The following is a 24,604-nucleotide window of genomic DNA, read 5'->3' as shown; positions in this document are numbered from 1 at the left end:
CGAACTGGATTACCCCGGAGTGATGGCCCTTGTTGCATTGCCCCAGTGGTGCCGTTTCAGACATGCACCCCGAACATGCGCCCCACGGTCGATGTCACCAGCATGGCAAGACTGCCCCAGAAGACCACGCGCAGGATCGACGGGCGGATCGGCGCCCCGCCCAGCCGCGCGCCGGTGCCCCCAAGGATCACCAGCGCCAGCAAGGCCACCGCGGCCACGACGCCCACGGTCAGCCCCTGTGGCGCCACCACGGCCCCCAGCAGCGGCATGGACGCGCCCAAGGCGAAACTGAGGGACGAGGCCCAGGCGGCCTGCAGCGCATTGGCGTCACCCGCCAGCCCGTGCATGCCCAGCTCCTCGCGCGCATGGGCGTCAAGCGCATCGTGATCGGTCATCTGTTGCGCCACCTTCAGCGCCAGGCCTGACGCGACGCCGCGCGCCTCAAGCCCTTCGGCCAGTTCCGACAGTTCGTAATCGGGATCGTCCTCAAGCGCCGCGCGTTCGCGTTCAAGATCGGCCGCCTCGATATCCTGCTGGGTCGAGACCGAAACATATTCCCCCGCCGCCATCGACAGCGCCCCCGCGCTCAGACCCGCCAGCCCTGCCAGCAAGATCCCGCTGCGGTCCATCCCCGCAGAGGCGACACCCACCAGAAGGCTGGCCGTGGACACGATGCCGTCATTGGCCCCAAGAACCGAGGCGCGCAGCCAGTTGCTGCGGTTGATGAAATGTCCCTCTTTCGGCATCCACTTGGTCCTGAAACTCATTTGCAAAAGGGGTGAAACGAAAAAGGCCACGCGCGCGGCGTGGCCCTGTCCGAAACGGATGGCGGATCAATTACTTGATCTTGCCTTCCTTGTACTCCACGTGCTTGCGCACGACGGGGTCGTATTTCTTGATCACCATCTTCTCGGTCATGGTGCGGGCATTTTTCTTGGTCACGTAAAAATGGCCCGTGCCCGCGGTCGAGTTCAGACGGATCTTGATGGTCGTCGGCTTCGCCATTGCTATTCTCCTACGCCGGACGACGCAGCCGCCCGTGAAATTCCTTGAACCCCGGCTTTTACCCGCGCGCGCACCAGAGTCAACAGACAAAGCCGCCGATCCGCGCGGATTTTCACAGGCATCGCCCCTCTGGCCCGGATTGGCCGGCCGGGTTCAACCGGCCGGGATCGGACCGTCGGGATCAGCCGAGCGGGTTCACACCGTCGGGCGCCCCATCGCGGAATGCAGCCCGTCGCGTTCGGCATCCGACAGACCCAATGCCTTGGCCAGGGATCGCAGATAGGTCCGCTCGGCCTGGGTATCGACCTGCACAGCCATCAGGGCCGCGGAATAGACCTGATCACGCATCTGTGCCCCGGTATCGCGGGCCAGCGCCGCCACATCGACGGGTGCGGCCAGCTCGGCCTCGACAAAGGCGATCTCCTCCTCCGAGGCGTCGCCAAGGTGATCAAGGATCGTCGCGCGCTCTTCCGGGCTGATGGTTCCATCTGCCTTGGCCGACTGGATCATGGCCCGGATCATCAACTTGGCGTTTTCCTCCGAGACCTTGCCAAGCGCCGTGCCCTCGGTCACGGCAGACATCATGCCGCCCAGACCCGCAGCACCCGCGCTGGCCATGCCGGTCATCGCCCCCATCAGGCTGCCCAGGCCGCTTTCGGTGGCATCCGTCATCTCGGCAGCACCTTTGCCGAAACGGTCGAACAGGCCGCGCAGCTGCTCCTGCTGCACGGGCAGGCCCATCTTCTGCGCCATCGCGCCGATCTCGTCGGCCATGCCACCCGGCTCACCGGCCTTGCGCAAGGCATCCTTGACGCCAGCCGTGCCGCCCATCTCCTTGACCTTCTGCATGCCCTTTGCCGCGGCGAAACCCACAGCCAGGGTGGCTAATGTCTTGACGAAACTCATCGGTTACTCCTTCCCTTCACAGATTGCGGCCAGCATAGCGCAAACTCTGTCACAGGCGTGCAAAATCTTGCCTCCACCCGGCGGCGGCCGTGGTGATTGAGTATTTTTGGAAAGATGAATTGCGCGGAGGGCCTGTAAGCCGGATTCTGTCCAAGGGGTTGCCCCCTCTGGATGATCATTCATCTTGGGGACGTGTTACCGCGCCCCCTCTAGCTGCCAACCCGGACCTCTGGGTCAAAGCCTGCCCTGCGGTGATATCGGCGAACCGATCAACCCGCGCGAGGTCCCTATTCGGCATTGCTCCTGGTGGGGCTTGCCGTGCCGGTCCTGTTGCCAGTCCCGCGGTGGGCTCTTACCCCACCGTTTCACCCTGACCGCGCCGAAACGCGGCGGTCTGTTCTCTGTGGCGCTTTCCCTTGGGTTTCCCCAGCCGGGCGTTACCCGGCACCATTGCCTTGTGGAGTCCGGACTTTCCTCGGATCGATAGACCCCGACCCGCGATCATCCAGCCCTCCGCGCAAGGTGTCACTTAAGCACTGCGGGGCCTGCGGTCAACGGGGAAGCGGGCCGCCAGGTCGGCAGCAACGGCACGGTCTGCGGTATCCAGCGGCCCGGATGCCTGCGGGCGAAAGCGCAGCCGCAGCGCGGTCAGAACCGCCAGTTCAGGATCGGCGCAGCCGACGGGCGGATGCCAGCCCGCGCGCGCGGCATCGGTCAGAAAATCCCCCGGCGCCGCGGCCGGCACGGGATCGGGCCAGATCGAAAGCCCCAGCCGCGCCAGCCTGCGCCAGTCGAACCGCCGCCCCGGGTCGGATTTGCGCAGCGGCGCCATGTCGGAATGGCCGATCACCCGCGCAGGCGGAATTGACCAGCGGTCCATCACGCCAGCCAGCAGGTGTTCCAGCGCCGCCATCTGGGCCGCGCTGAACGGATGATCTCCGCGATTGGCCAGTTCGATCCCGATGGACCGGGAATTGACGTCGGTCACATCGCCCCACCGGCCCGCGCCCGCGTGCCAGGCGCGCTGATCCTCGTCCACCAGTCGCCAGACGCGGCCCTGTTCGCAGATGAGGTAATGGGCCGAGACCTCGGCCAGGGGGTCGCACAGCCGGTCAAGGGCTGCGCGCGCATCCTGCATTGCGGTGTAATGGATCACCACCATGTCGGGGCGCGCCCCATCGCGGCGCGGCCCGTGGTTTGGCGAGGGGCAGGACAGGATCGTCATGCCCCTGCCCCGGTGTCAGTTGCGCACGGCAGCGCGGAACGAACGCGGATCCCAGTCGCAGGCAAAGCCATCGCCATCGGGATCCAGCGCCAGGCGGTCGCGCTGCGGACCGCCGCGCGACAGGAATTCGATCTGGGCCTGGTCCGCCGACGCATATTGCGCGCAATTGCGTTCATGGTTCTGCAAGCTCAGCGCGCTGCGCCGATAGAGCGACACACCCTTAGGGTTCGTGGTGCGCAGCGCATATTCCACGATATTGGGCCCACCATCGCCACTGCGGCGCGGCAATTCGGTCGGCTGGATCACAACATATTGCGCCCGGTTGCGGGCAATCGCGGCGGCATCGCTTTCGATGCTGCGCAATTCAGACACCTGTTCGAAGTTGTTTTCCTGGCTGATCCCTGCGGCATTCACCGCAACGGGCGCGGGGTTCGAAGGGCTCGCCTCGAGCGGTGTCCGCCCGGAATTCAGCGCGGCTGCGGTTTCGGCGGCCAGACGCTCGGCGCTGTCGGGATCATCCGGCAGCGCAGACAAAGGCGCGCTGGAGACCGTTGCCGGCGCAGGCAGGCCACTGCCGCCAAGCTGCTGGTCCCGCTGATCCTGCCGGGCCTGATAATCGGAATAGGAATTGAAACCGACCCCCGCGCCACTATCGGGGACCTTGGGCGCGCAAGCCGCAAGCGCGCTCAGCGCCACCAGCGAAAGGATCGAAGTTCCGTATCTGACAGTCATCATATCCGCATCATATCCGTTACGTCCCGATCACACGACCGGGAGATTGCGCCGCCCGATTACCACCATTTGCCGGGTTTGGCCACAAAACCGGCGGCCTGTTCCAGCGCATAGGCGGTGTTCAGCAGATCACCCTCTTCCCAGGGGCGACCGATCAGTTGCAGACCCAGTGGCAGCCCCTGCGCGTCCATCCCTGCCGGAACCGCGATACCGGGCAGACCGGCCAGGTTGACCGTGACGGTGAAGACATCGTTCAGATACATCTGTACCGGATCGGCATCCTGCATCTCGCCGAGGCCAAAGGCGGCGGATGGCGTGGCGGGCGTCAGGATCGCGTCGATCCCGGCATCGAACACCTGATCGAAGTCACGCTTGATCAGGGCACGCACCTTGCGGGCACGGTTGTAATAGGCGTCGTAGAAACCGGCCGACAACACATAGGTGCCCACCATGACGCGGCGCTGTACCTCGTGACCGAACCCTTCGGCGCGGGTTTTTTCATACATCTCGGTGATGCCGTCGCCCTGTGCCAGCTTGGCGCGATGGCCATAGCGCACCCCGTCGTAGCGCGCCAGGTTCGAGGACGCCTCGGCAGGCGCGATCACGTAATAGGCGGGCAGCGCGTATTTCGTATGCGGCAGGCTGATCTCGCGGATCTCGGCGCCCGCGGCCTTGAGCATGGCAGTACCATCGGCCCACAGCTTTTCGATCTCGGCCGGCATGCCGTCCATGCGGTATTCGCGGGGAATGCCAATGACCTTGCCGCGGATGTCGCCAGTCAGCATCGCCTCGAAATCCGGCACGGGCAGGTCGGCGCTGGTGCTGTCCTTCGGGTCATGGCCGCACATCGCGCCCAGCATGATCGCCGCATCGCGCACCGTCTTGGTCATCGGACCCGCCTGATCGAGAGAGGAGGCGAAAGCGACCACCCCCCAGCGCGAGCAGCGCCCGTAGGTCGGCTTTATCCCGACGATGCCGGTGAAGGCGGCCGGCTGGCGGATCGAGCCGCCCGTATCGGTCCCGGTCGCGGCCAGGCACAGATCGGCCGCCACGGCGGCGGCTGACCCGCCAGAGGATCCGCCCGGCGTCAGAGCGGTGTCGTCATTGCCGCGCCGCCAGGGGTTCACGACATTGCCGTAGCACGAGGTTTCGTTGGACGAACCCATCGCGAATTCATCCATGTTCAGCTTGCCCAGCATGACCGCGCCCGCATCGAAAAGCTGGCTGGTGACGGTGGATTCGTATTCGGGCAGAAACCCCTGCAGGATCCGGCTGGCCGCCTGGGACGGCACGCCCTTGGTGCAGAAAAGATCCTTGACCCCGATTGGCAGACCGCACATGGCGGGGGCATCGCCTGCCGCAAGGCGCGCATCCGCGGCGCGGGCCTGATCGCGGGCAATCTCGGGCGTGTGATGCACAAAGGCGTTCAGCGCACCCGCGCCCTCGATCGCGGAAAGACAGGCCTCGGTCAGCTCCAGGCTGGAGACATCACGCGCGCGCAGCTTGTCGCGCGCCTCGGCCAGGGTCAGTTTGGTCAGTTCGCTCATCATTCGACTACCTTCGGCACCGCAAAAAAGCCCTCGCGCGCATCGGGCGCGTTCTTCAGGATCTGCGCCTGACGATCACCGTCGGTCACCACGTCGTCGCGCCGCTTCAGGCGCATCGGCGTGACCGAGGTCATCGGCTCGATCCCGTCCACATCGACTTCGTTCAGCTGCTCGATGAAGCCCAGGATCGTGTTGAACTCGGCCGCAAGCGCGGGCAGCGCCTCGGGTTCGACCTTGATACGGGCCAGCTTGGCCACACGGGCGGCGGTTTCGGGTGCGATCGACATCTCGTGATCTCCGGTCTGCGGTCAGGTTGCCTCAGCGTTTAGCGCCCGCAGCCCCTGCCCGCAAGCAGATGACGCGGCAATTCCGGTCACATCACGGGTAGCCGCCTTCCCTTTCATCGTTCTGCAAATACTCATGCGACGCGGCCTGCACCCTTTGCGGCCTCTGGTCATCGCGCCGCGCCGTGCTACGCTTGCCCCCGGACTTCAAGGGAGGATTCATCATGAAGATCATCTGGCTCGGCCACGGCTCGTTCCGGTTCGAGATCGCGGGCAAGGTTCTGCTGCTTGATCCCTGGCTGTCGGGCAACCCGATGCTGGCCGCGGATCAGCACGACAGCGCCACGGCGGGCGCAACCCATATCCTGCTGACGCATGGTCATTTCGACCACGTGGTCGATGTGCTGCCACTGGCGCGCAAACTGAAGGCGCCGGTGGTCGGGCAATATGACCTGATGAGCCACTGGGCCGAGGCCGAAAAGATCGAGACGGTGGGCTTCAACAAGGGCGGCACGGTCGATCTGGGCGGCGTCAGGGTCACGATGGTCAACGCCGTGCATTCATCCACCTTTGCCAGCCCCGACGGCCCGCGCATCGCGGGCACCGAATGCGGCTTCATCATCGAGGGTGATGGCCACACCATCTATGCCTCGGGCGACAGCGATGTGATGGCGGACATGAAGATCTTCCATGACCTGCACAAGCCGGACATCGGGATCCTGTCGGCGGGGGGCCATTTCACCATGGACATGCGCCGCGCCGCCTACGCCGCGAAAACCTTCTTCGACTTCAAGACGGTGATCCCCTGCCACTACCGCACGTTCCCGCTGCTGGAACAATCGGCCAAGGTGCTGGCCGATGCCCTGCCCGGCGTGGATGTGATCGAACCGCAAGTGATGCAGCCGATCGAGATCTGAACGAAAAACCCCGGCGGATCGCGCCGCCGGGGTCTGTTTTCGGTTACCTGTCCGCGGGATCAGGGCCGCAGGTAGGCGTAGCCCTGCGACTGCAATTCCATCAGCCGCACCGCACCCGATGGGACGACCGTCGCCTCGCTCAGCAGCGGCACGTCCTTTTGCGATTTCTTCTTCATGCCGTTGATCGTATTCTCGCAGGCCGAAAAGCTGATGTTTGTCATCTCCAGCGCTATTGCAGAAATGCGGTCCGCCACCGGCGAGGTATCGGCGCGCAGCATGTGCAGCCCCGGCCCGTAGGTGACGATCTCGATCGTGACCTCTTCGCCTTTCGCGGCGTAATAGGATGCAATATTCTGTGCGTTGTTCAACGCCATGTTCATGACGGCGGGGTCTTGTTCGTCCACATGGATCGCCACCTTGTGAGCCGGGTTGGCCAGTGCAAGCTGCGCGCCCAGCACCAGAACGGCCAGTATCGCCAGCAACTGCTGCGCGGCCTTTATCGGGTTCAGTGTCATCATGTCATCCTCCCTGAGACAGTCTGTCACGCCAGCCAGACAAAGCCCCGTCCGCAAGGCAACAAATATATATCAAGTCTTGAATAAAACCTGGCCGTGCGATCAGCCGCGCCGCCCAGCGAAGAATTCCCGCAGCAGCGCCGCGGCCGAATCCGCCGCGATCCCATCGTAAACCTCGGGAATATGGTGGCATTGCGGATGGGTGAAGATACGCGGCCCCTGTTCCACGCCGCCGCTTTTCGGATCCGCCGCACCGTAATAGAGCCGGGCGATTCGCGCGGCCGATATGGCCTGCGCGCACATCGGGCAGGGTTCCAGCGTCACGTAAAGATCGCATCCGGTCAGCCGCTCCGACCCCAGCAGGCGGCACCCTTCGCGGATCACCAGCATTTCGGCATGGGCGGTGGGATCGGCCAGTTCGCGTGTGCGATTGCCCGCCCGCGCCAGCACCCGTCCATCCGGGTCGACCAGCACGGCGCCCACCGGCACCTCGCCGCGATCGGCGGCGGCGCGCGCCTGCTCCAGCGCGTCGGACATGTGGCTGCGGAATGTCATTCACCTTTCCTGCCGCGCGATCTGCGCTTTCGCAAGACCCGATTCTGGGCTAACCCCTGCACATGAACAAGACGCCAAAACCCGCCGCCGCCCCCAAAACGCCCTCAGCCGAAGGGGAGCGTATCGCCAAGGTGATCGCCCGCGCCGGTGTCGCCAGCCGTCGCGAAGCCGAAAAACTGATCGAAACCGGCCGCGTGACCGTCAACGGCGAGGTGATCACCCGCGCCGCGCTGAACGTGACGCCCGCCGACAAGATCGTGGTGAACGGCAAGGCGCTGGACGCGCCCGAACCCGCGCGACTGTGGCTTTACCACAAACCCACCGGGCTTGTGACCACGACGCGCGACGAACAGGGCCGCCCCACGATCTATGACGACCTGCCCGAAGAATTGCCGCGCGTGATGTCCGTGGGCCGTCTTGACCTGAATTCCGAGGGTCTTTTGCTGCTGACCAATGACGGGACGGTCAAGCGGCAGCTTGAACTGCCCTCGACCGGATGGCTGCGGAAATACCGCGTGCGCGTCAACGGCCGCGTGACCGAACCGATGCTGGAGCCGCTGCGCCAGGGCATCAAGGCGGATGGAGAGGATTTCCAGCCGATGATCGTCACGCTTGACCGCCAGCAAGGCGCCAATGCCTGGCTGACCGTGGGCCTGCGCGAAGGCAAGAACCGCGAGATCCGCCGCGCGATGGAGGCCGTCGGCCTGACCGTGAACCGGCTGATCCGGACATCCTATGGTCCTTTCCAGTTGGGCCAGTTGAAACCCGGCGAGGTCGAGGAAGTGCGACGCCGCGTGTTGCGCGATCAGCTGGGCCTGGACACGAAAGATGACGAAGAAGCGGTTTCTGACACAACAAAACCGCGAAAAGTTGTCGTTCGACGCAACAAGTCACGCGAAACGCCCAGCGAGGCCGATCTGTTTGGCGACCGTCCCGGCAGCAAGCCCGGCCGCAGTGGCAAGTCTGACCCCCGCGCGGGAAAAGGCGCCACGGGAAGGACACCGACGACAGCCGGAAAACCCGCCGCCGGAAAACCTGCGGCCGGAAAACCCGCGGCAGGCAAAGCCTTCGCTGGCAAAGGGTTCGCTGGCAAATCATTCCCAGGCAAACCCGATGCAGGCAAACCTGTCGCAGGAAAACCCGCAGCGGACCGGGCCAAGGCCGCTGACAAACCGCCGCGCACCCTGCGCCCCGCCAAACCGCGCCCCAAACCGACGCGCGGCTGATCCGGGCGGCCGGATTGGCATCCCTTGCGGCCTTGACGCCCGATATCAAGCAGACGGATGCGGCCTGAGGGCCATGTTCCCCCTAGTAACCCCTGCGCGCATCACATAACTTTCGGTCAGGGTCACGTCGTACGAGGTTTCACATGTCCGAGACAGGGTTGCAGAAACTGTCTTTTGTCTTGCTGATCGCATTGATCCTGATCGTGTCGATCGCGGGGGGTCTGTGATGGCACAGCGCTTTGGCGGCAAATTCAGCCCCGGCGGCGCGGGCGGCCCGGACGGCAAGCCCCCGGCACCCGCGCCCAAAGGCCCGTTTGAAGGCGCGCGCCGCACCCGCGCCGGTGGCCGTGTCAATCTTCTGTTTCTGGCCCCGCTTCCCTTGGTCTGGGCTGCGTTCACGACAGGCCCGACCGGCCTGATCCTGAACCTCGGGGCGCTTGGCACCCTGTTGCTGGCAGCCTGGCTGACACGCGAAGGGCTGATCGCGCAGGAGGCTTATGAAGCGCGCAAGGTCGCGCGACGCCCTGCCTTTCCGCGCAAGATCGCGGGCAGTGTTCTGACCGGGATCGGACTTGCCGTGGCGGGCCTTGCCTCTGCCGGTGGCGACATGCTGGCCCCTGTCGCCTATGGCATCGTGGGCACGATCCTTCATTTTCTGGCGTTTGGCCCCGATCCGTTGCACGACAAGGGCGCGGAAGGCATCGACACGTTCCAGACAGACCGCGTGGCGCGCGCCGTGGATGAGGCCGAGAAACATCTGGCCGCCATGACCGACGCCATGCTGCGCGCCAATGACCGACAGCTGATGGCCCGGCTGGAGCGTTTTCAGGCGGTGGCGCGCGATCTTTTCCGCACGGTCGAAAACGACCCCCGCGATCTGACGGCCGCGCGCAAGTACCTGGGCGTCTATCTGCTGGGTGCGCGCGATGCGACGATCAAGTTCGCCGAGATCTGGACCCGCAGCCGCGACACCCAGGCTCGCGCCGATTACGAGGCGCTATTGACCGATCTTGAGCAGAATTTCGCCGCGCGGACGCAAAAACTGTTGCTTGACGACCGCAGCGACCTGACCGTGGAAATCGAGGTGCTGCGCGAAAGGCTGGACCGCGAAGGGGTGCACCCTCAGGAGTGAACAGTAAAGTCCCGGCCGGGGCACCGGCCGGTTATTGATTTGGTACCCCCGTGCGCGCCACGGGGAGAATGCAAGAAAAGGGAACCGCAATGTCAGACACCACCCGCCGCAAAGCCCAGGAAACCCTCGCCATGGTCGAGGAAGTGACAGGGACCATCCTGCCCGATCCGAACCCCGCGACGGCCATCGTGCCGCTGGATCAGGCCGATGCGGGCCTGGGCGCGGAAATCACGCGCCGCATGGCCGAACTGGACATGAGCGATACCAACTCGATCGTGTCCTTCGGCTCGCGCGCGCAGGCCGAATTGCAGACGATCAGCCAGGCGATGCTGACGGATGTCCGCAACAAGGATGTCGGCCCCGCGGGTGACAGCCTGCGCAACATCGTCTCCACGATCCGGGGCTTCTCGGTCTCGGAACTGGATGTGCGCCGCGAACGCAGCTGGTGGGAAAAACTGCTGGGCCGTGCCGCACCTTTTGCACAGTTCACCGCGCGTTTCGAAAAGGTGCAGTCCCAGATCGACAAGGTGACCGAGGATCTTCTGGGCCACGAGCACAAGCTTCTCAAGGACATCAAGTCGCTGGACATGCTCTATGACAAGACGCTGGCCTTCTATGATGAACTGGCGCTCTATATCGCGGCGGGCGAGGCGAAGATCGCGGAGCTGGACAGCACCACCATCCCCGCCAAGGAAGCCCAGGTGCAGGCCGCACCCGAAAATGACCAGGTCATCAAGGCGCAGGAACTGCGCGACCTCCGCGCCGCGCGGGACGATCTGGAGCGCCGTGTGCATGACCTCAAGCTGACCCGCCAGGTCACGATGCAATCGCTGCCGTCGATCCGCCTGGTGCAGGAAAACGACAAGAGCCTGGTGACCAAGATCAATTCGACACTCGTGAACACCGTGCCGCTGTGGGAAACCCAACTGGCGCAGGCCGTCACCATCCAGCGGTCCGCCGAAGCCGCACGCGCCGTGCGTGATGCCAATGACCTGACCAATGAACTGCTGACCGCGAATGCCAAGAACCTGCGCGACAGCAACAAGATCATCCGCGAAGAAATGGAACGCGGCGTGTTCGACATCGAAGCGGTCAAGCAGGCCAATGCCGACCTGATCGCCACGATCAACGAAAGCCTGCAGATCGCGGATGAAGGCAAGGCGCGCCGCGCCGCTGCCGAGGCCGAGCTGAAGAAGATGGAAGCCGAATTGCGCGATACGCTGGCTTCGGCCAAGGCGCGCAAGACGGGTCTGGGCGATACGGCCGGCACCGCGGTTCCCAGGGCCTGAGACTGAATGCGGAGGGTCCTTGGCGTAAAGGTGGCAGGTTTTCTGGCAGGCATCGCCCTGCTGGCAGGCTGTGACATGGCTACCCCTCCGGGGGCGGGCGGGCCGGCGGCGTCGCCTCGCCCGCCCCTGTCGGACCCGGACACCGACGGCACTTCCCCGTCGGCCGCAAGTCTGGCGCTGGCGGCCTATTACGGCAAGCTTCAGGCCGATCTTCTGTCACAGGGTCTTCTGCGGACGGATGGCGGCGGGCGCGATGCGCCTTTTGGCGCACGCGATCTGGCCCGCAACTTCGAACAGATCACGTTCTTCGACGAATACGAACGCGGCGCCGGATTGCGCGCCTCGTCCGGGCGGCCCGTTCCGCTGCGCCGCTGGGCGGACCCCGTCAGGGTCAACGTGGAATTCGGCCCCTCGGTGCCCGAAGACCGGCAACGCGCGGACCGCAGCGCGGTCAGCGCCTTTGCCGCCCGCCTGACCGGCGCCAGCGGCCATCCGGTCACCATGGACAGCGCCCGCCCCAACATGCATGTGCTGATCTACAGCGAGGATGATCGCGCCCTTCTGCCGCAACGCGCGCGCGCACTGGCCCCCGGCATCAGCCCCGGCGCGCTGTCGGTGTTCCGGTCCCTGCCCCGCCAGATCCATTGTTTCGTGATGGCATTTTCCGGCAGCGGTCGGCAGATGCACACCTATACCCAGGCCATCATCGTGATCCGCGCCGAGCATCCCGATCTCCTGCGCGACTCCTGCGTGCACGAAGAAATGGCCCAGGGCCTGGGCCTGGCGAATGACAGCCCGCGCGCGCGCCCCTCGATCTTCAATGATGACGATGAATTCGCCCATCTGACACGCCATGATGCCTTGCTGCTGAAAATGCTTTATGATCGGCGCCTGACGCCCGGCATGACGCTGGATCAGGCCCGCCCGATCATCGCGCAGATGGCCGAGGAATTGATGGGCGGTCCCTCGTGATCCCCCAGCCCCGAAACCGACTGTTTTAATCCCAGGGAGCAGCCCATGCCGATTTTCGATTTCCTCCGCGGACAGTTCATCGATGTCATCCACTGGACCGATGACACCCGCGACACGATGGTCTGGCGGTTCGAACGCGAAGGCCACGAGATCAAATATGGCGCCAAGCTGACGGTGCGCGAAGGACAGGCGGCTGTTTTCATCCATGAAGGCCAGCTGGCCGATGTGTTCACCCCCGGCCTTTACATGCTGGAAACCAACAACATGCCGATCCTGACCAGTCTGAACCACTGGGATCACGGCTTCCGCTCGCCCTTCAAATCCGAGATCTATTTCGTCAACACCACCCGCTTCAACGATCTGAAATGGGGCACCAAGAACCCGATCATCGCGCGCGATCCGGAATTCGGCCCGGTGCGCCTGCGCGCCTTCGGCACCTATTCCGTGCGCGTCACCGATCCGGCCCGCTTCATGTCCGAGATCGTGGGCACCGATGGCGAATTCACCGCCGACGAGATCACCTTCCAGATCCGCAACGTGATCGTGCAGGAGGTCAGCCGCGTCCTGGCCTCCTCGGGCATCCCGGTGCTGGACATGGCCGCGAATACCGCCGAACTGGGCAAGCTGGTCGCGGCGCAGATCTCGGCCACGGTCGCCTCTTACGGGCTGACGATCCCGGAACTCTACATCGAGAACATCTCGCTGCCCCCGGCGGTCGAAGCCGCTCTGGACAAGCGCACATCCATGGGTATCGCGGGCGATCTGGGCCGTTTCACCCAGTATTCCGCAGCCGAGGCGATGACCGCGGCCGCAGCCAATCCCGCAGGCGGGGGTGGCATGGGCGCCGGTCTTGGCATGGGCATGGGCATGGCCATGGCGAACCAGATGGCGCAGCCCGGCCCATGGGGTGCCGCCCCGGCCCCGGCTGCCGTCGCACCGCCCCCGGTCGAGCATGTCTGGCACATCGCCGAGAATGGCGCGACCAAGGGTCCCTTTTCCAAGGCGTCGATGGGCCGGATGGCCGCCGATGGCGCGCTGACCCGCGACAGCATGGTCTGGACCCCCGGTCAGGACGGCTGGATGCGGGCCGAGGATGTGGCCGAACTGGCGCAGCTTTTCACCATTCTGCCCCCGCCCCCGCCCCCGGCGGCCTGATCCGCGCCGCCTGCTGTCCTCGCGCGCCGTCCCGCAGCCGGGCGCTGAAAGATCCGTTGACGCATGACTGATGCCCCCGCCTCTACCCCGGTTCAGGAACATCGCTTTCCTTGCGAACACTGCGGCGCGGATTATCGCTTTGCCCCGGGCGAAGGGGCGCTGGTCTGCGATCATTGCGGCCATCGTCAGCAGATCGCGGCGCCGGGCCCCTGGTCCGGCGCGCTGAAAGAGCTGGATTTCAACGCCGCCCTGTCACACAGCCTGCCCGGTTCCGAGATCGAGGAGACGCGGATCTCGACCTGCGGTAACTGCGGCGCGCAGGTCGAATTCGACCCGGCGGTACATGCGCTGGAATGCCCCTTCTGCGCCACGCCGCTGGTTGCGGATACCGGCACGCATCGCCATATCAAGCCGCGCGCCGTGCTGCCCTTCGCGCTGGACGAACGCGCGGCGCGAAAGGCCATGACCGACTGGCTGGGCAAGCTGTGGTTTGCGCCCAACGGCCTGCAGGACTATGCCCGCAAGGGTCGTGCCATGGCGGGGATCTACGTGCCCTACTGGACCTTCGACGCCTATACGCAAAGCCGCTATTCCGGCCAGCGCGGCACGGTCTATTATGAAACCATAACCGTGATCCGTGACGGCAAGCCCGCGCGCCAGCAGGTGCCGCGCATCCGCTGGACACCGGTATCGGGCCGGGTGAAACGCTGGTTCGATGATGTGCTCGTCCTCGCCGCGACCTCGCTGCCGCGCCGCTATACCGAAGGGCTGGAACCCTGGGACCTGTCAGCCTTGCAACCCTATCGCCCCGAATACCTGGCCGGGTTCCGGGCCGAGGGCTATACCGTTGACCTGGAACAGGGTTTCGGCCTTGCCCGCGAAAAGATGGACCGCGTGATCGAACGCGACATCCGCTTCGACATCGGCGGCGATCAGCAGCGCATCAGCCATGTCGATACCCAGATCAGCGAGGTGACCTTCAAGCATGTTCTGCTGCCGGTCTGGCTGGCCGCCTACAAATACCGTGGTCAGACCTATCGTTTCGTGGTCAATGGGTCCACGGGTCGGGTGCAGGGCGAACGGCCCTGGTCGGCCTGGAAGATTGCTGTCGCGGTCATCCTGGGCGCGTTGGTGGCAGGCGCCATCGGGTATGGCCTCGCGTTGAACGAAGGATTGATGCAATGACGCAAGACCCCGCTGCAACCCTTGATGCGCTGCTTGTGGCGCGCCACAGCTGCCGCGCCTTTCGCCCTGATCCGCTGCCCGATGACCTGATCGGCGCAATCGTGACAACTGCGGCCCGCGTGCCGTCCTGGTGCAATGCCCAGCCCTGGCATGTGATCGTGACCCGCGCGCCCGAAACAGACCGCTTTCGCGACGCGCTCCATGCCGCCGCCACGAATACGCCACCGAAACCCGATCTGGAATGGCCACGCCAATACACCGGCCTCTACCGTGACCGCCGCCGCACCTGCGGCTTCCAGCTCTACGACAGCCTCGGCATCCCCAAGGAAGACCGCGCCGCAACCCAGGCGCAGATGATGGAAAACTATCGCCTTTTCGGCGCGCCCCATGTGGCCATCGTCACGACCGAGGCCGATCTTGGCCCCTACGGCGCCATGGACACCGGCGGCTTTGTCGCGCTGTTCACGCTGGCCGCCCAGGCGCGGGGCGTCGCCTCGATCCCGCAGGCGGCCGTGGCCGCACAGGCCCCGTTCCTGCGCGACTGGTTCGGCATCCCCGCACACCGCCACATCCTGTGCGCGATTTCCTTCGGACTGGAAGACACCGACCATCCCGCCAACGCCTTTCGCACCGAACGCGCGCCCCTGTCCGAAGTGCTGGACCTGCGCGGCTGACTGCCTGCTTCTTCTTGCGTCAAATATCCTCGGGGGGAGGGCCCGCAGGGACCGGGGGGCAGACAGCCCCCCGCCCTTTTCTGGCGTCACCCCTTCCGGATCGGAACCTTGGCGTTTGACGCCGCCTCCGGGCCCTTCTTCGGAATGCTGATGGTCAGAACGCCATCCTTGAGATGCGCATCGACCTTTTCGGCCTGGGCATCCGCGGGCACCCGGAATGTGCGGCTGAAGGACCCGTATTGCCGTTCACTGAAGAACCAGGTGTCGCCCTTGTCCTCCCGGCTCGAGGATTTCTCGCCCTTGACGGTGATCATGCCCTCATGCACGGACACGTCGATATCCTTCTCCTCGACGCCCGGCAGCTCCATCGTGATGCGATAGGCCTCACCATCGGTCGAGGCGTCAGAGGCCGGCGCCAGCCAGTCGGCCATGCGGGTTCCGAAATTGCGGAAAGGCTCGGCAAGGGAAGGCCACAAGCCTGCGGGATATGTCTTTTCGACCATTGCGCTTCTCCTTTTTGGAGTGTTTCGACACTACCGGCAGTCTACGTCAAGGCGACCCCGCCAGCCTTGATCCGGATCAATCCCGCGCGTAGTCAGTCAGCACCTGAACAGCCGGAGAAACGACATCATGCGCGCACTTATCCAGCGGGTCACCCGCGCCAGTGTCAGCGTCGAAGGGCAGCAGATCGGACAATGCGGGCCGGGCCTGATGATCCTGGTCTGCGCCATGCAGGGCGACACCGAGGCACAGGCCGACCAGATGGCCGCCCGCATCGCCAAGCTGCGGATCTTCCGGGATGAGGAAGGCCGGATGAACCGCTCGATCCTGGACCGTGGCGGCTCGGCCCTGGTGATCAGCCAGTTCACGCTGGCCGCCGATACATCACGCGGCAACCGGCCCGGTTTTTCAACCGCCGCACCGCCGGACGAGGGTCGCAGGCTTTACGAGCATTTCGCGCAAAGCCTTGCAGCACTGGGGATCGCGACAGAAACCGGCCGTTTCGGCGCGGATATGGCGGTGGAGCTGATCAATGACGGCCCGGTGACCATCTGGCTTGAAACCTGAGGCCGTCGGTTACGGTTCGCGAAACGCCTCGCGCGACTTGTAAAGCGGCTTGAGCAGATATTGCAGCACCGTCTTGCGCCCGGTGTGCAATTCGACCGAGGCCTGCATGCCCGGCCGGATCTGGACCGAGGCCTGCCGTTCGGTCAGGTTCTCCATATCCACCCGCAGCGTGACCCGGTAATGCGCCGCCGCATCCGGGTTGCGCGCACGTTCGTCCTTGAACGTATCGGCCGAAATCACATCGACCCGCCCCTTGAGCGTGCCGAAGATCGTATAGTCATAGGCCGTCAGCTTGATCGTCGCCTCCTGGCCGGGCCGGATATTGGCAATGTTCTCGGGGCGTACGCGCGCCTCGACGAACAGTTCCTCGTCCAGCGGGATGATCTGCAGGATCTCCTCGCCGGGGCGCACCACCCCGCCGATGGTCGAGACCGACACCGCCTTGACGATGCCGCGCAGCGGGCTGACCAGCACGGTCCGCGTCAGCTGGTCCTGGCTGGACTTGAGGTTCTGGCGCAGCGTGGCCAGTTCGCGCAGGGTCGTGGCATAGGCGTCGGCGCGTTCCAGCTCGGCCCCGGTGACGATCTCGTCATGGCGGATGCGGGCATCGGCATGGGCCTTGCGGGCGCGTGTCACCTCGATCAGGGACACGATCTTGCGATCCAGCATCGTCTCCATCATCTGCATTTCCTGCCGGGCCTGTTCCATCACGCGACGCGCCCCGGCGGCCCGACTGTCAAAATCGGTCTGACGCGCCTGCAACAGAACCTGTTCGGAGGCCACCATCGCGGGATTGCGCGCGGCCAGATCGGCCGGCACGCCAAAGGCGGGCTGACCCGCCAGTTCCGCCTCAAGTCGCAGGCGGCGGATTTCCAGCGCCGCGATCTGGTCCAGCAGATCATCGACCGAGGCGCGGAACTGCGTGCCTTGCAACCGCGCCAGCACATCGCCGCGCTGCACCATGTCGCCTTCACGCACGGCCAGTTCGGCCAGGATACCGCCTTCCAGGTTCTGGATGATCTGCGGCCGCGAGGCCGAGATCATCTCGCCCTCGGCGCGCACGATCTCGTCGACCCAGGCCATGCTGGCCCAGATGATGAACAGCCACACGGTGCCCGCGCATAGCCAGATCGTCAGGCTGGGGCCGCGCAACCGCGCGTTCATCTGCGCGGCCAGTGTCAGTGCTGGATGCGCCATCCTTACAGTCCTCCGCCCGCGGGGGTTGCCAGATGCGCCAGCACCTGTTCGCGCGGCCCATCGACCGCCATGCGCCCGTTTTGCAGCACCATCACCCGATCTGTCAGCGACAGGATCGGCATGCGATGGGTTGCGATCACGACCGTGCGCCCCTCAAGCCAGCCCTCGAGGCGGCTGATCAGCGTCGCCTCAAGCCGCTGATCCAGCGCGGCGGTGGGCTCATCCAGCAGGCAGACCGAGGGGTTCTGAAGCCACAGCCGCGCCCAGCCAAGCGACTGGCGCTGCCCTACGGACAGCCCCGCGCCGGCATCGCCCAGTTGCAGGTCCAGCCCGCGCGGATGCGCCTTGACGAAAGGACCCAGCCCCGCGAAATCCAGCGCCTGCATCAGGCGATCATCATCGCGCTCCAGAAGGCTGAAGGTCAGGTTGTCGCGCAGGCCGCCGGCGAACAGGCGGACATCCTGCCCAAGGTATCCGATGGCGCGGCGCAGGTCGCGCGGTTCGATCTGGCCCATCTCCGTCCCGTCCACCAGGATGCGCCCCCGCGAGGGGGCATGCAGCCCGGACAGCAGCCGCAGCAGCGTGGATTTGCCCGACCCGTTGGCGCCCAGGACCGCGACACGCTGGCCCGGCAGGATAGCAAGGGCCGGAACATCAAGCACGGTTGCCGCATCGTCGCTGTAGCGGAACTGGATCTCGCGCAGCGCATAGTGACCGTCAAGACCGTCGCGGCGCAGATAGCTGCGCCCCGTTTCATGATCCTGCGGCGCATGGGCGATGTCATCCAGCGCGTCCAGCGCCGTACGCACATTGCCCCAGCGCGCCATGGTGCTGGCCAGTTGCGACAGCGGCGCCAGCGTCCGGCCTGTCAGGATCCCGACGGCGATGATCGACCCCACGGTGAACTGTCCAGCAAAGACCAGATAGGCCCCCACCACGACCGCCACCACATAGGTGGCCTGCTGCACACCCTGCGCCCAGATCGTCAGCGCCGAGGCCAGCTTGCGCTGCTCGGATGACGTCACGGCCGACAGTGTCGTCAGCTCGGACCAGAGCCGGCGCATCCGGTCCTCGCCGCGCAGGGTCTTGACCGTCTCATGCTCGTAGATGACTTCCTGCAGAAGCCGCGCCGCCCGGACCGAGGCGCCTTGCCCCTCTTCGGTCAGGCGCATCATGCGGCGCTGCATCAGGAAACCGGGCAGGACCATCAGCAGCCCGCCCAGCACCAGAACCCAGACCACGTTGCCCCCGATCGAGGCGACCAGCAGCAGGAACACGAAGACAAAGGGAATATCCGCCAGCGTGCCGACCGTCGCGGTGGTGAAGAATTCCCGCACCGAGCCGAAATCGCGCATCGCGCTGAATATCTGCGAGGGGCTGCGCCCCGAGATGTCGGACCTTGCCCCCAGGATGCGATCCATCAGCCGCATCTGGACGGCCAGTTCGATCTGCCGGCCCGCCCCGTCCATCAGCTGCGCCCTTGCCGCCTTCAGCGCCGCCTCCATCAGAAGCGCCAGCACCGCGCCGCCGGCCAGCACCCATAATGTCGCCTGCGACTGGTGCGGGATGACCCGATCATAGACCTGAAGCGAGAACAGCGCGACCGCCACCGCCAGCAGGTTGGCCACGAAAGAGCCCAGCATCACATCCGCGAAGGGCCGCCGCAGGGCAGCGAACTCGCCCCAGAACCAATGCGCCGCCGCCGGGGGCGCCACATGAACCTGCGCCAGCCCCGCAACCGGCGCTTCGGCCTGGACGATGATCCCGGCAAAATGCGGCAGGACCTCTGACACAGACACCTCAAGGCGCTTGTCCGGGCTGGTCGCGTCGTAGATCGTGATCGCGCCCTGCGCGCCATCGCCCGCCTGATCCAGTACCAGAACCCATTGCCCGCCCCGCATCCGCGCCAGCGCGGGCCACAGATCGGGCGTCAGGACCGTCACGCGACGTTCCTGCGCGGCCAGACCGCAGATCGCGTAGCAAGGGCCAAAGGCATCGGGCTGACCCGCTGCGGCATCTGCGGCATCTGCGGCCATCAGCGCCTCGATCGCATCGCGGCGCGGCAGGCTGCGTCCCAGAACACCCGCATGCGCCACAATAAGGCTTGCCAGTTCCCTGATCTGCGGATCGATCATTGCCATGGTCGGATCGACAGCGGTCGGGCGCGGATCAGGCACGGTTTGCAGGCGCGCGCGCGGCGCCCCCGCCTGCCCGGCAGGTTCAGCCTGGGCTGCCGGATCGGGCTGCCGGGGTTTCGTGGCCCCGCTCACAGCTTGTCCCCGTCAGCAAGAAGGCCCAGTTCGGCCGCGATCTGCAACTCGGCCTGCATGGCGCGATAGACCAGCGCTGCCGCCTCCTGCTGCTGTCGCGCAAACTGCTCGTAGAGGCCGACCACATCCATGACCTGCCGCTGGCCTGCATCGTATTGCGCCTGGAAAAGATCGAGATTGGCCTTGGCCCGGCTGGTCAGTTCCGCACCTTCCTGCGCCTGCCGCGCCAGTGCCCCGCGTTCCTGTTGCAAGCGGCGCAGCCGCCGTTCCGTCTCTTCGCGGGCCTGGGCCACCTTGCGCCGCTCGCCTTCGGTCGCGGCCTCGATGGCGCGCATGTCGTCGCCAGTGCCGAACCCCAGCGGGCGCGCTGTGCGGATATCCAGCGTGGGGTCGGGCGCGCCGCGCCCCAGCGCTGCATTGGCGCTGAGCGTGGGCAGAAATCCGGCCCTGTCGATCCTGGCGCGCGCCATGGCGCGTTCCTGTTCGGCCTCGGCCATCCGCACAGGCAGCGGCACCGGGGCAGGATCGGGCAGACGCAGCGACGCAAGACCGCCGCGCGACATGGCGGCGCCGTCCAGCAGGGCCGGATCAACCCCCATGGCTGAAAGTTCCGCCAGGGCCGCGCCCGCGGCCTCGTCTTCGCGCTGCACGGTCGACCGGATCTCGGCCAGCTTCTGGCGCAGCACCTGCAGGTCGGACTGATCCGAGATGCCGCCAGCCACGCGTTCGGACATGATCCATTCGAAATGCGCCATGTCCCGTTCCGCAGCCCGCGCCAGCGCGGCCTTGTCGCGCGCCTCACGCGCCGCCAGATAAAGCGTCAGCGCGGCCAGAACGCGCGCATTGCTGTCCTGCACCAATGTCACGGCGGCAACTTCGACATCTGCCTTGGCGAAATCGCGTTCCGCCTTCTTGCGCCCATTGTCGAAGATGACCTGTTCCACCACCAGCATGGCCACGACGGAGCCAAGGCTGCTGAGGCTGACCTGCGGCCCGATACTGGGCAGCCAGTTGCGCGACTGGGCCCGCGCGCGCAATCTTGCGCTGCGCAAGGCCGCGGCGGCCGGACGGCTGTCTGCGGCAAGAACCGCCCCCGCCACGCTGTCCATCACCGACCCGTCGGGCAGAGCGCTGCGCCGCCCCATCAGATCGTTCAGCAGCTCCGACGCCTCTGCCCCCGCCTGCCCCGTGTCACCCGGATCAAGCCCTTCGGCCACAACGGAGGTGTCCGGCATCAGCATGCGGCTGACCCCGGTCCCGTCCATGCCTGGCAGGCATCCTGGCAGAACCAACAGGGCCGCGCAGGCCAGATAGGGCCCGGCCTTGCGGCCTGAACTGCATTTTCGATCGCCCTGCCTCATGCCAGCCCCTTGTTGCGGTGCCTGTTCTGTTGGCGCGGCCATCCTGTGCACGGCCGCGCGCCTGTCCGTCCCTGTGACCTTTCTCAGAAGATCCTCACATCCTCGTCCACGATCACGCGCGCCTCACCCATGGAATAGACCGCGTAATTGCGCCCTTCGACAACCTCGGTTCCATCGCGCAGCGCGCCTGTCAGCGTGACGCTGTCATCGCTTCCGCCATGGATGGTCAGGCTGCGCTGATCCGGCGAGAGCGCAAGGATCTGCGCCTCGGTCAGGGTCAGGGTGCTATCCTCGGCAAAGGTCAGATCGATCGCGTCAATGCGCGAGCCGGCCGCAATCGGCCCCGAAAGGTCGATGACGGATGTGGACAAGGCGTCAAAGGCAAGGAACGTGCCGCTGGCATTGCCCGCCGTGTCGGTCGCGGTGATCAGAAGGTTCGAGCCGTCAGGCAGGTGATCGCCGACAAAGCCGCCACCCGGCGCGACATGTCCGAAACTGTGCAGCGTTTCACCCAAGGGCGCGATTGCCATCGCCACGTTTTCCACCGGGGTCATGTCACCATCGGCCTCGATTTCGGTCAGGGTGATCTGGTCCCCCGTCAACTCGATCGACACGCTGCGTATCCCGGCGGCATCGCGGGTATACGAGGCCACGATCGGGTTCGTGGGCATGTCCGTGTCGATGGTCAGCACTTGCGTCAGGCGGCCCTCGTTGCCGGCCGCATCGCGTGCATGCACGACCATGTCCAGCACGTGATTGCCCTGCGGCACGTCCGCGCCGGGAATGAAGGCACGCCAGTTGCCCGCGGCATCGACGCTGGCCTGGTAGAATTGCCCCTGGAATTCGACCTGAACCGTGGACCGCTGGGTAACCCCCGGCAATGCCTCGACCCGTCCGGTGACGGCAAAACCGTCCCGCGCCTCGTCGAAATTGATGGTGTTGTCCCCGGTTACGGGCCCGGCCAGTTCCAGAAGGTTCAGCCTTGTGTCAACCCTGACGGATTGCCGGATCTCGTCGACGTTCTGGGCGCGGTCCGTGGCAACGGCGCGCAATTCGGTGACATATTCGCCGCTGCGGATCTCCGAGGGGCTGAAACGCACACTCCAGCGGCCATCGCCAAGCACGCGGGCCTCGTGTTCGACCCCGTCCAGCGTAACCATGACACGCGATCCCGGCTCGACCTGGCCCGTGACGAACAGACCATCACCCGCATCATCGCCATTGATCACGCCATCAGCCGCCACACCCGTCGAGGTCCAGTTGAAATCGCGCACCTCGGTGTCCAGCGTGACGGTACGGTTGGCGCTGTTGCTGTTGCGCGCGGCATCCGTCGCCGTGGCCGACACCGCAAGACTCCCCTGTCCTTCAGGCAGGTCGGCCGTCTCGAAGCGCACGCGCCACAGGCCCGCGCCATCCACCTCGGCCTGTTTTGTGACATCGCCGACCTTTACCCAGACCTCGGCGCCCGGATCGGTGGTGCCGGTAATCCGCACGCCTGCCTGGCGCACGGCATCGTTGATCAGACCGTCGCGCCCGATCCCGTCGTCGATGGTCACATCGACAACCGTATCGACCCGCACGGTCCGGCTTGCCATATCCACGTTGCCGGCCGCGTCGCGTGCCGTGACGTTGAAGGTCGCATCATATTCGTCGCGGGCGAAATCACTGCCCGCAAAACGCGCCGACCATGTGCCATCATCCGCCACAACGGCCTGGCGCGTGATCGACCCGAACCGGACCTCGACCCGAGAGCCGGGCTGCGTGGTGCCGCGCAACATCACGCCGGCGTCGGCCGCATCGGCATTGATCACATTGTTCGTGCCAAGCGGGGCGGCGTCGATCGTCAGGTGATGCAGCGTATCCACGCGGATCGCCGCCGTCGCCCGCCCGATATTGCCCGCATGATCCGACGTGGTGGCGGTCAGGGTCGCTTCATGCTCGCCCGATCCGGCCGGATAGGTAACCCGCCATGTCCCGTCGCCTTGCACGGGCACGCTGCGCGTGATCGTCGAGGTGCCGTTGAACAGCGCCAGGGTCAGCGTGTTTCCGGGTGTCGATGTGCCGGTCACGATCAGATCGCCCGCCGCCTCGGCGCGGTTGACCACGCCATCGCCCGCGACAAGCCAGGACTGGATCACGATCGGATCGGGGATCGTATCGACCCTGACCGTATCGCGGAAACTTGCACTGTTGCCGTAGCCATCCGTCGCGGTGACAGTCACATCCCGGGTATAGTCGCCCTCGGGCAATTCCGCAGGCGTGAAGCGGACAGACCATTGCCCCTGTCCATTGGCCGTCTCCTCATGGGTCACATTGCCGATCGTTACCGCGATCCGGGCATCTGCTTCGCTTGTCCCCGAAATTTCCACCCCGTCGCGGTGATTGTCGGCATTCACGACATGCCCGGCAGACACCGTGCCTTCGGTAAAGCGCAGCTCCGGCGGGGTGGTGTCGATGACGACCGAGGGGCCCGTCAGGTCGATCTTGCCGCCACCGGGTTGCGTGACCTCGACGTCGACAGGATAGGTGCCGTCGCGGGGAAAGTTGTCACCCTCAAAGACCACCTGCCAGTTTCCATTCTGATCAGGGCGGGTGACGACGACCTTGTCGCCAATCGTGACCTCGACCTGGGCGGCGGGATCGGCGGTGCCGCTGATGCCGATGCTCGGAGTGTCGGCGCCGCCCCGGACGATCGGATCACGCTCATTGACCGTGGGCAGACGCGGGCCGGAGGGTATCTGCTCCACCGGCACATCCGGCTGGGCCGGTACGGGTCGCGGCCCGGGTTGCGGCGCATCGCCATTGCCAAGCAGTGCCCCTGCGGCAACGGATCCCGCCGCCAGCGCGGCCACGCCACCTGCCGCACCAAGACCGCCACCGCCCAGCAGCAGCCCGGCCCCAAGCATGCTGACCTCGTTGTCGCCACCCTCGTCATCAACACCCAACGGCGCCAGGATCTCGTCGTCGTTCAGAAACACCAGATCCTCATGCGGGCTCCATTTGCCCCAGGCTTCCGTGGGCCCGTATTGTGCATAAAGCACACCGTCCGCCCCCTCGCGCAGGATGACCTCGCTCAGGTAGCCGTCGGCGCTGATGAACAGGCGCGCCACAGCGCTCTCGTCCTCGCCGAAATAACCCTTGAGGACGATCACCCGGCCATCAGCCAGCGAGACATGCAGATCCGATCCGACCTTGTCATAGGCCTTGAGCTCGAACTGCCTGATGTTGAAAGAAACCTCTGCGCCTGCCGATACGTCTATCACCGATGTGGTGGAGTCCGCATCCAATCTGCCGCGCCGCGTTGCGCCCATGGCCGGACGCACGACAAAATCCATTGCCTTCATGATATCACCGCTCTACTCGTTAACCGCCGGTTGACCCGGCTTTGA

General features: G+C 65.5%; 23 protein-coding genes and 1 other RNA gene. 9 read left to right on the top strand and 15 right to left on the bottom strand.

Going from position 1 to position 24,604, the window contains the following annotated elements:
- Window positions 1-56 precede the first annotated feature (56 nt).
- From ACFQ3C_RS00890 to gatC, 8 genes are all read right to left on the bottom strand, one after another.
- On the bottom strand, window positions 57-746 hold the full coding sequence (locus tag ACFQ3C_RS00890) for a VIT1/CCC1 transporter family protein (protein WP_380788278.1): 690 nt from the start codon (window positions 744-746) through the stop codon (window positions 57-59).
- Window positions 747-837: 91 nt separating this feature from the next.
- A complete protein-coding gene (gene rpmG, locus ACFQ3C_RS00885; protein ID WP_008233681.1) occupies window positions 838-1,005 on the bottom strand; it encodes a 50S ribosomal protein L33 in 168 nt (55 codons plus the stop codon).
- Window positions 1,006-1,200: 195 nt separating this feature from the next.
- On the bottom strand, window positions 1,201-1,911 hold the full coding sequence (locus tag ACFQ3C_RS00880; protein WP_380788275.1) for a DUF533 domain-containing protein: 711 nt from the start codon (window positions 1,909-1,911) through the stop codon (window positions 1,201-1,203).
- A gap of 119 nt (window positions 1,912-2,030) precedes the next feature.
- Window positions 2,031-2,428: RNase P RNA component class A (gene rnpB / locus ACFQ3C_RS00875), an RNA gene on the bottom strand.
- Window positions 2,429-2,440: 12 nt separating this feature from the next.
- Window positions 2,441-3,136 (bottom strand): N-acetylmuramoyl-L-alanine amidase, encoded by a 696-nt coding sequence (locus tag ACFQ3C_RS00870; protein ID WP_380788272.1) that lies wholly within the window; start codon window positions 3,134-3,136, stop codon window positions 2,441-2,443.
- A gap of 15 nt (window positions 3,137-3,151) precedes the next feature.
- The gene (locus tag ACFQ3C_RS00865; protein ID WP_380788270.1) at window positions 3,152-3,868 is read right to left on the bottom strand and encodes a hypothetical protein; all 717 of its coding nucleotides are present in this window, start codon (window positions 3,866-3,868) and stop codon (window positions 3,152-3,154) included.
- A gap of 59 nt (window positions 3,869-3,927) precedes the next feature.
- Window positions 3,928-5,415, bottom strand: a complete 1,488-nt coding sequence (gene gatA / locus ACFQ3C_RS00860; RefSeq protein ID WP_380788268.1) for an Asp-tRNA(Asn)/Glu-tRNA(Gln) amidotransferase subunit GatA — start codon at window positions 5,413-5,415, stop codon at window positions 3,928-3,930.
- Window positions 5,415-5,702, bottom strand: coding sequence for an Asp-tRNA(Asn)/Glu-tRNA(Gln) amidotransferase subunit GatC (gatC, locus tag ACFQ3C_RS00855; protein WP_380788265.1), 288 nt, complete (start codon window positions 5,700-5,702; stop codon window positions 5,415-5,417). The genes gatA and gatC overlap by 1 nt, the downstream gene beginning before the upstream one ends.
- Window positions 5,703-5,923: 221 nt before the next feature.
- Here gatC and ACFQ3C_RS00850 point away from each other — a divergent pair, with 221 nt between their 5' ends.
- On the top strand, window positions 5,924-6,616 hold the full coding sequence (locus ACFQ3C_RS00850; protein WP_380788263.1) for a metal-dependent hydrolase: 693 nt from the start codon (window positions 5,924-5,926) through the stop codon (window positions 6,614-6,616).
- 59 nt (window positions 6,617-6,675) lie between these two features.
- On the opposite strand, the gene ACFQ3C_RS00845 is transcribed toward ACFQ3C_RS00850, so the two are convergent.
- Together ACFQ3C_RS00845 and ACFQ3C_RS00840 are read right to left on the bottom strand one after the other, a co-directional pair.
- Window positions 6,676-7,131 (bottom strand): DsrE family protein, encoded by a 456-nt coding sequence (locus ACFQ3C_RS00845; protein ID WP_380788261.1) that lies wholly within the window; start codon window positions 7,129-7,131, stop codon window positions 6,676-6,678.
- Between the two features lie 102 nt (window positions 7,132-7,233).
- Window positions 7,234-7,686, bottom strand: a complete 453-nt coding sequence (locus ACFQ3C_RS00840) for a nucleoside deaminase (RefSeq protein WP_380788259.1) — start codon at window positions 7,684-7,686, stop codon at window positions 7,234-7,236.
- A 62-nt stretch (window positions 7,687-7,748) separates the two neighbouring features.
- Between ACFQ3C_RS00840 and ACFQ3C_RS00835 the strand changes: the two genes are divergently transcribed.
- The 7 genes from ACFQ3C_RS00835 to ACFQ3C_RS00805 all read left to right on the top strand — a co-directional run bounded on the left by ACFQ3C_RS00835 (window position 7,749) and on the right by ACFQ3C_RS00805 (window position 15,319).
- Window positions 7,749-8,912: a pseudouridine synthase gene (locus ACFQ3C_RS00835; RefSeq protein WP_380788257.1), complete on the top strand. Its 1,164-nt coding sequence runs from the start codon at window positions 7,749-7,751 to the stop codon at window positions 8,910-8,912.
- A gap of 226 nt (window positions 8,913-9,138) precedes the next feature.
- Complete coding sequence (locus ACFQ3C_RS00830; protein ID WP_380788255.1) at window positions 9,139-10,044, top strand: 5-bromo-4-chloroindolyl phosphate hydrolysis family protein; 906 nt, start codon at window positions 9,139-9,141, stop codon at window positions 10,042-10,044.
- An 89-nt stretch (window positions 10,045-10,133) separates the two neighbouring features.
- Entirely contained in the window at window positions 10,134-11,333 is a 1,200-nt protein-coding gene (locus ACFQ3C_RS00825; RefSeq protein WP_380788253.1) for a toxic anion resistance protein, read from the top strand.
- Between the two features lie 6 nt (window positions 11,334-11,339).
- Window positions 11,340-12,305, top strand: a complete 966-nt coding sequence (locus ACFQ3C_RS00820) for a DUF2927 domain-containing protein (protein ID WP_380788251.1) — start codon at window positions 11,340-11,342, stop codon at window positions 12,303-12,305.
- A gap of 45 nt (window positions 12,306-12,350) precedes the next feature.
- The gene (locus tag ACFQ3C_RS00815) at window positions 12,351-13,460 is read left to right on the top strand and encodes an SPFH domain-containing protein (RefSeq protein WP_380788249.1); all 1,110 of its coding nucleotides are present in this window, start codon (window positions 12,351-12,353) and stop codon (window positions 13,458-13,460) included.
- A gap of 63 nt (window positions 13,461-13,523) precedes the next feature.
- Window positions 13,524-14,645, top strand: a complete 1,122-nt coding sequence (locus ACFQ3C_RS00810) for a primosomal protein N' (replication factor Y) - superfamily II helicase (protein WP_380788247.1) — start codon at window positions 13,524-13,526, stop codon at window positions 14,643-14,645.
- Window positions 14,642-15,319 carry a nitroreductase gene (locus ACFQ3C_RS00805; RefSeq protein WP_380788245.1) on the top strand — a complete coding sequence of 226 codons (678 nt, stop codon included), beginning with the start codon at window positions 14,642-14,644 and terminating at the stop codon, window positions 15,317-15,319. Before ACFQ3C_RS00810 ends, ACFQ3C_RS00805 begins: the two co-directional genes overlap by 4 nt.
- An 86-nt stretch (window positions 15,320-15,405) precedes the next feature.
- Here ACFQ3C_RS00805 and ACFQ3C_RS00800 read toward each other — a convergent pair whose 3' ends face one another.
- A complete protein-coding gene (locus ACFQ3C_RS00800) occupies window positions 15,406-15,822 on the bottom strand; it encodes an Hsp20/alpha crystallin family protein (protein ID WP_380788243.1) in 417 nt (138 codons plus the stop codon).
- A gap of 127 nt (window positions 15,823-15,949) precedes the next feature.
- On the opposite strand from ACFQ3C_RS00800, the gene dtd reads away from it, so the two are divergent.
- The gene (dtd, locus tag ACFQ3C_RS00795; RefSeq protein WP_380788240.1) at window positions 15,950-16,387 is read left to right on the top strand and encodes a D-aminoacyl-tRNA deacylase; all 438 of its coding nucleotides are present in this window, start codon (window positions 15,950-15,952) and stop codon (window positions 16,385-16,387) included.
- Between the two features lie 9 nt (window positions 16,388-16,396).
- On the opposite strand, the gene ACFQ3C_RS00790 is transcribed toward dtd, so the two are convergent.
- The 4 genes from ACFQ3C_RS00790 to ACFQ3C_RS00775 all read right to left on the bottom strand — a co-directional run bounded on the left by ACFQ3C_RS00790 (window position 16,397) and on the right by ACFQ3C_RS00775 (window position 24,550).
- On the bottom strand, window positions 16,397-17,584 hold the full coding sequence (locus ACFQ3C_RS00790) for an HlyD family efflux transporter periplasmic adaptor subunit (protein ID WP_380788238.1): 1,188 nt from the start codon (window positions 17,582-17,584) through the stop codon (window positions 16,397-16,399).
- Window positions 17,585-17,586: 2 nt separating this feature from the next.
- Window positions 17,587-19,725 (bottom strand): ATP-binding cassette domain-containing protein, encoded by a 2,139-nt coding sequence (locus ACFQ3C_RS00785; RefSeq protein WP_380789100.1) that lies wholly within the window; start codon window positions 19,723-19,725, stop codon window positions 17,587-17,589.
- A gap of 125 nt (window positions 19,726-19,850) precedes the next feature.
- The gene (locus tag ACFQ3C_RS00780) at window positions 19,851-21,215 is read right to left on the bottom strand and encodes a TolC family protein (RefSeq protein ID WP_380788236.1); all 1,365 of its coding nucleotides are present in this window, start codon (window positions 21,213-21,215) and stop codon (window positions 19,851-19,853) included.
- Window positions 21,216-21,298: 83 nt separating this feature from the next.
- A complete protein-coding gene (locus ACFQ3C_RS00775; protein WP_380788234.1) occupies window positions 21,299-24,550 on the bottom strand; it encodes an Ig-like domain-containing protein in 3,252 nt (1,083 codons plus the stop codon).
- Between the last annotated feature and the right edge of the window lie 54 nt (window positions 24,551-24,604).

The sequence above is a fragment of the Seohaeicola saemankumensis genome, from assembly GCF_042678485.1.
GTDB lineage: Bacteria > Pseudomonadota > Alphaproteobacteria > Rhodobacterales > Rhodobacteraceae > Seohaeicola > Seohaeicola saemankumensis.
The sequence above is the reverse complement of the archived record's forward strand: the minus strand, read 5'-3'. Positions and strand labels throughout refer to the sequence as shown.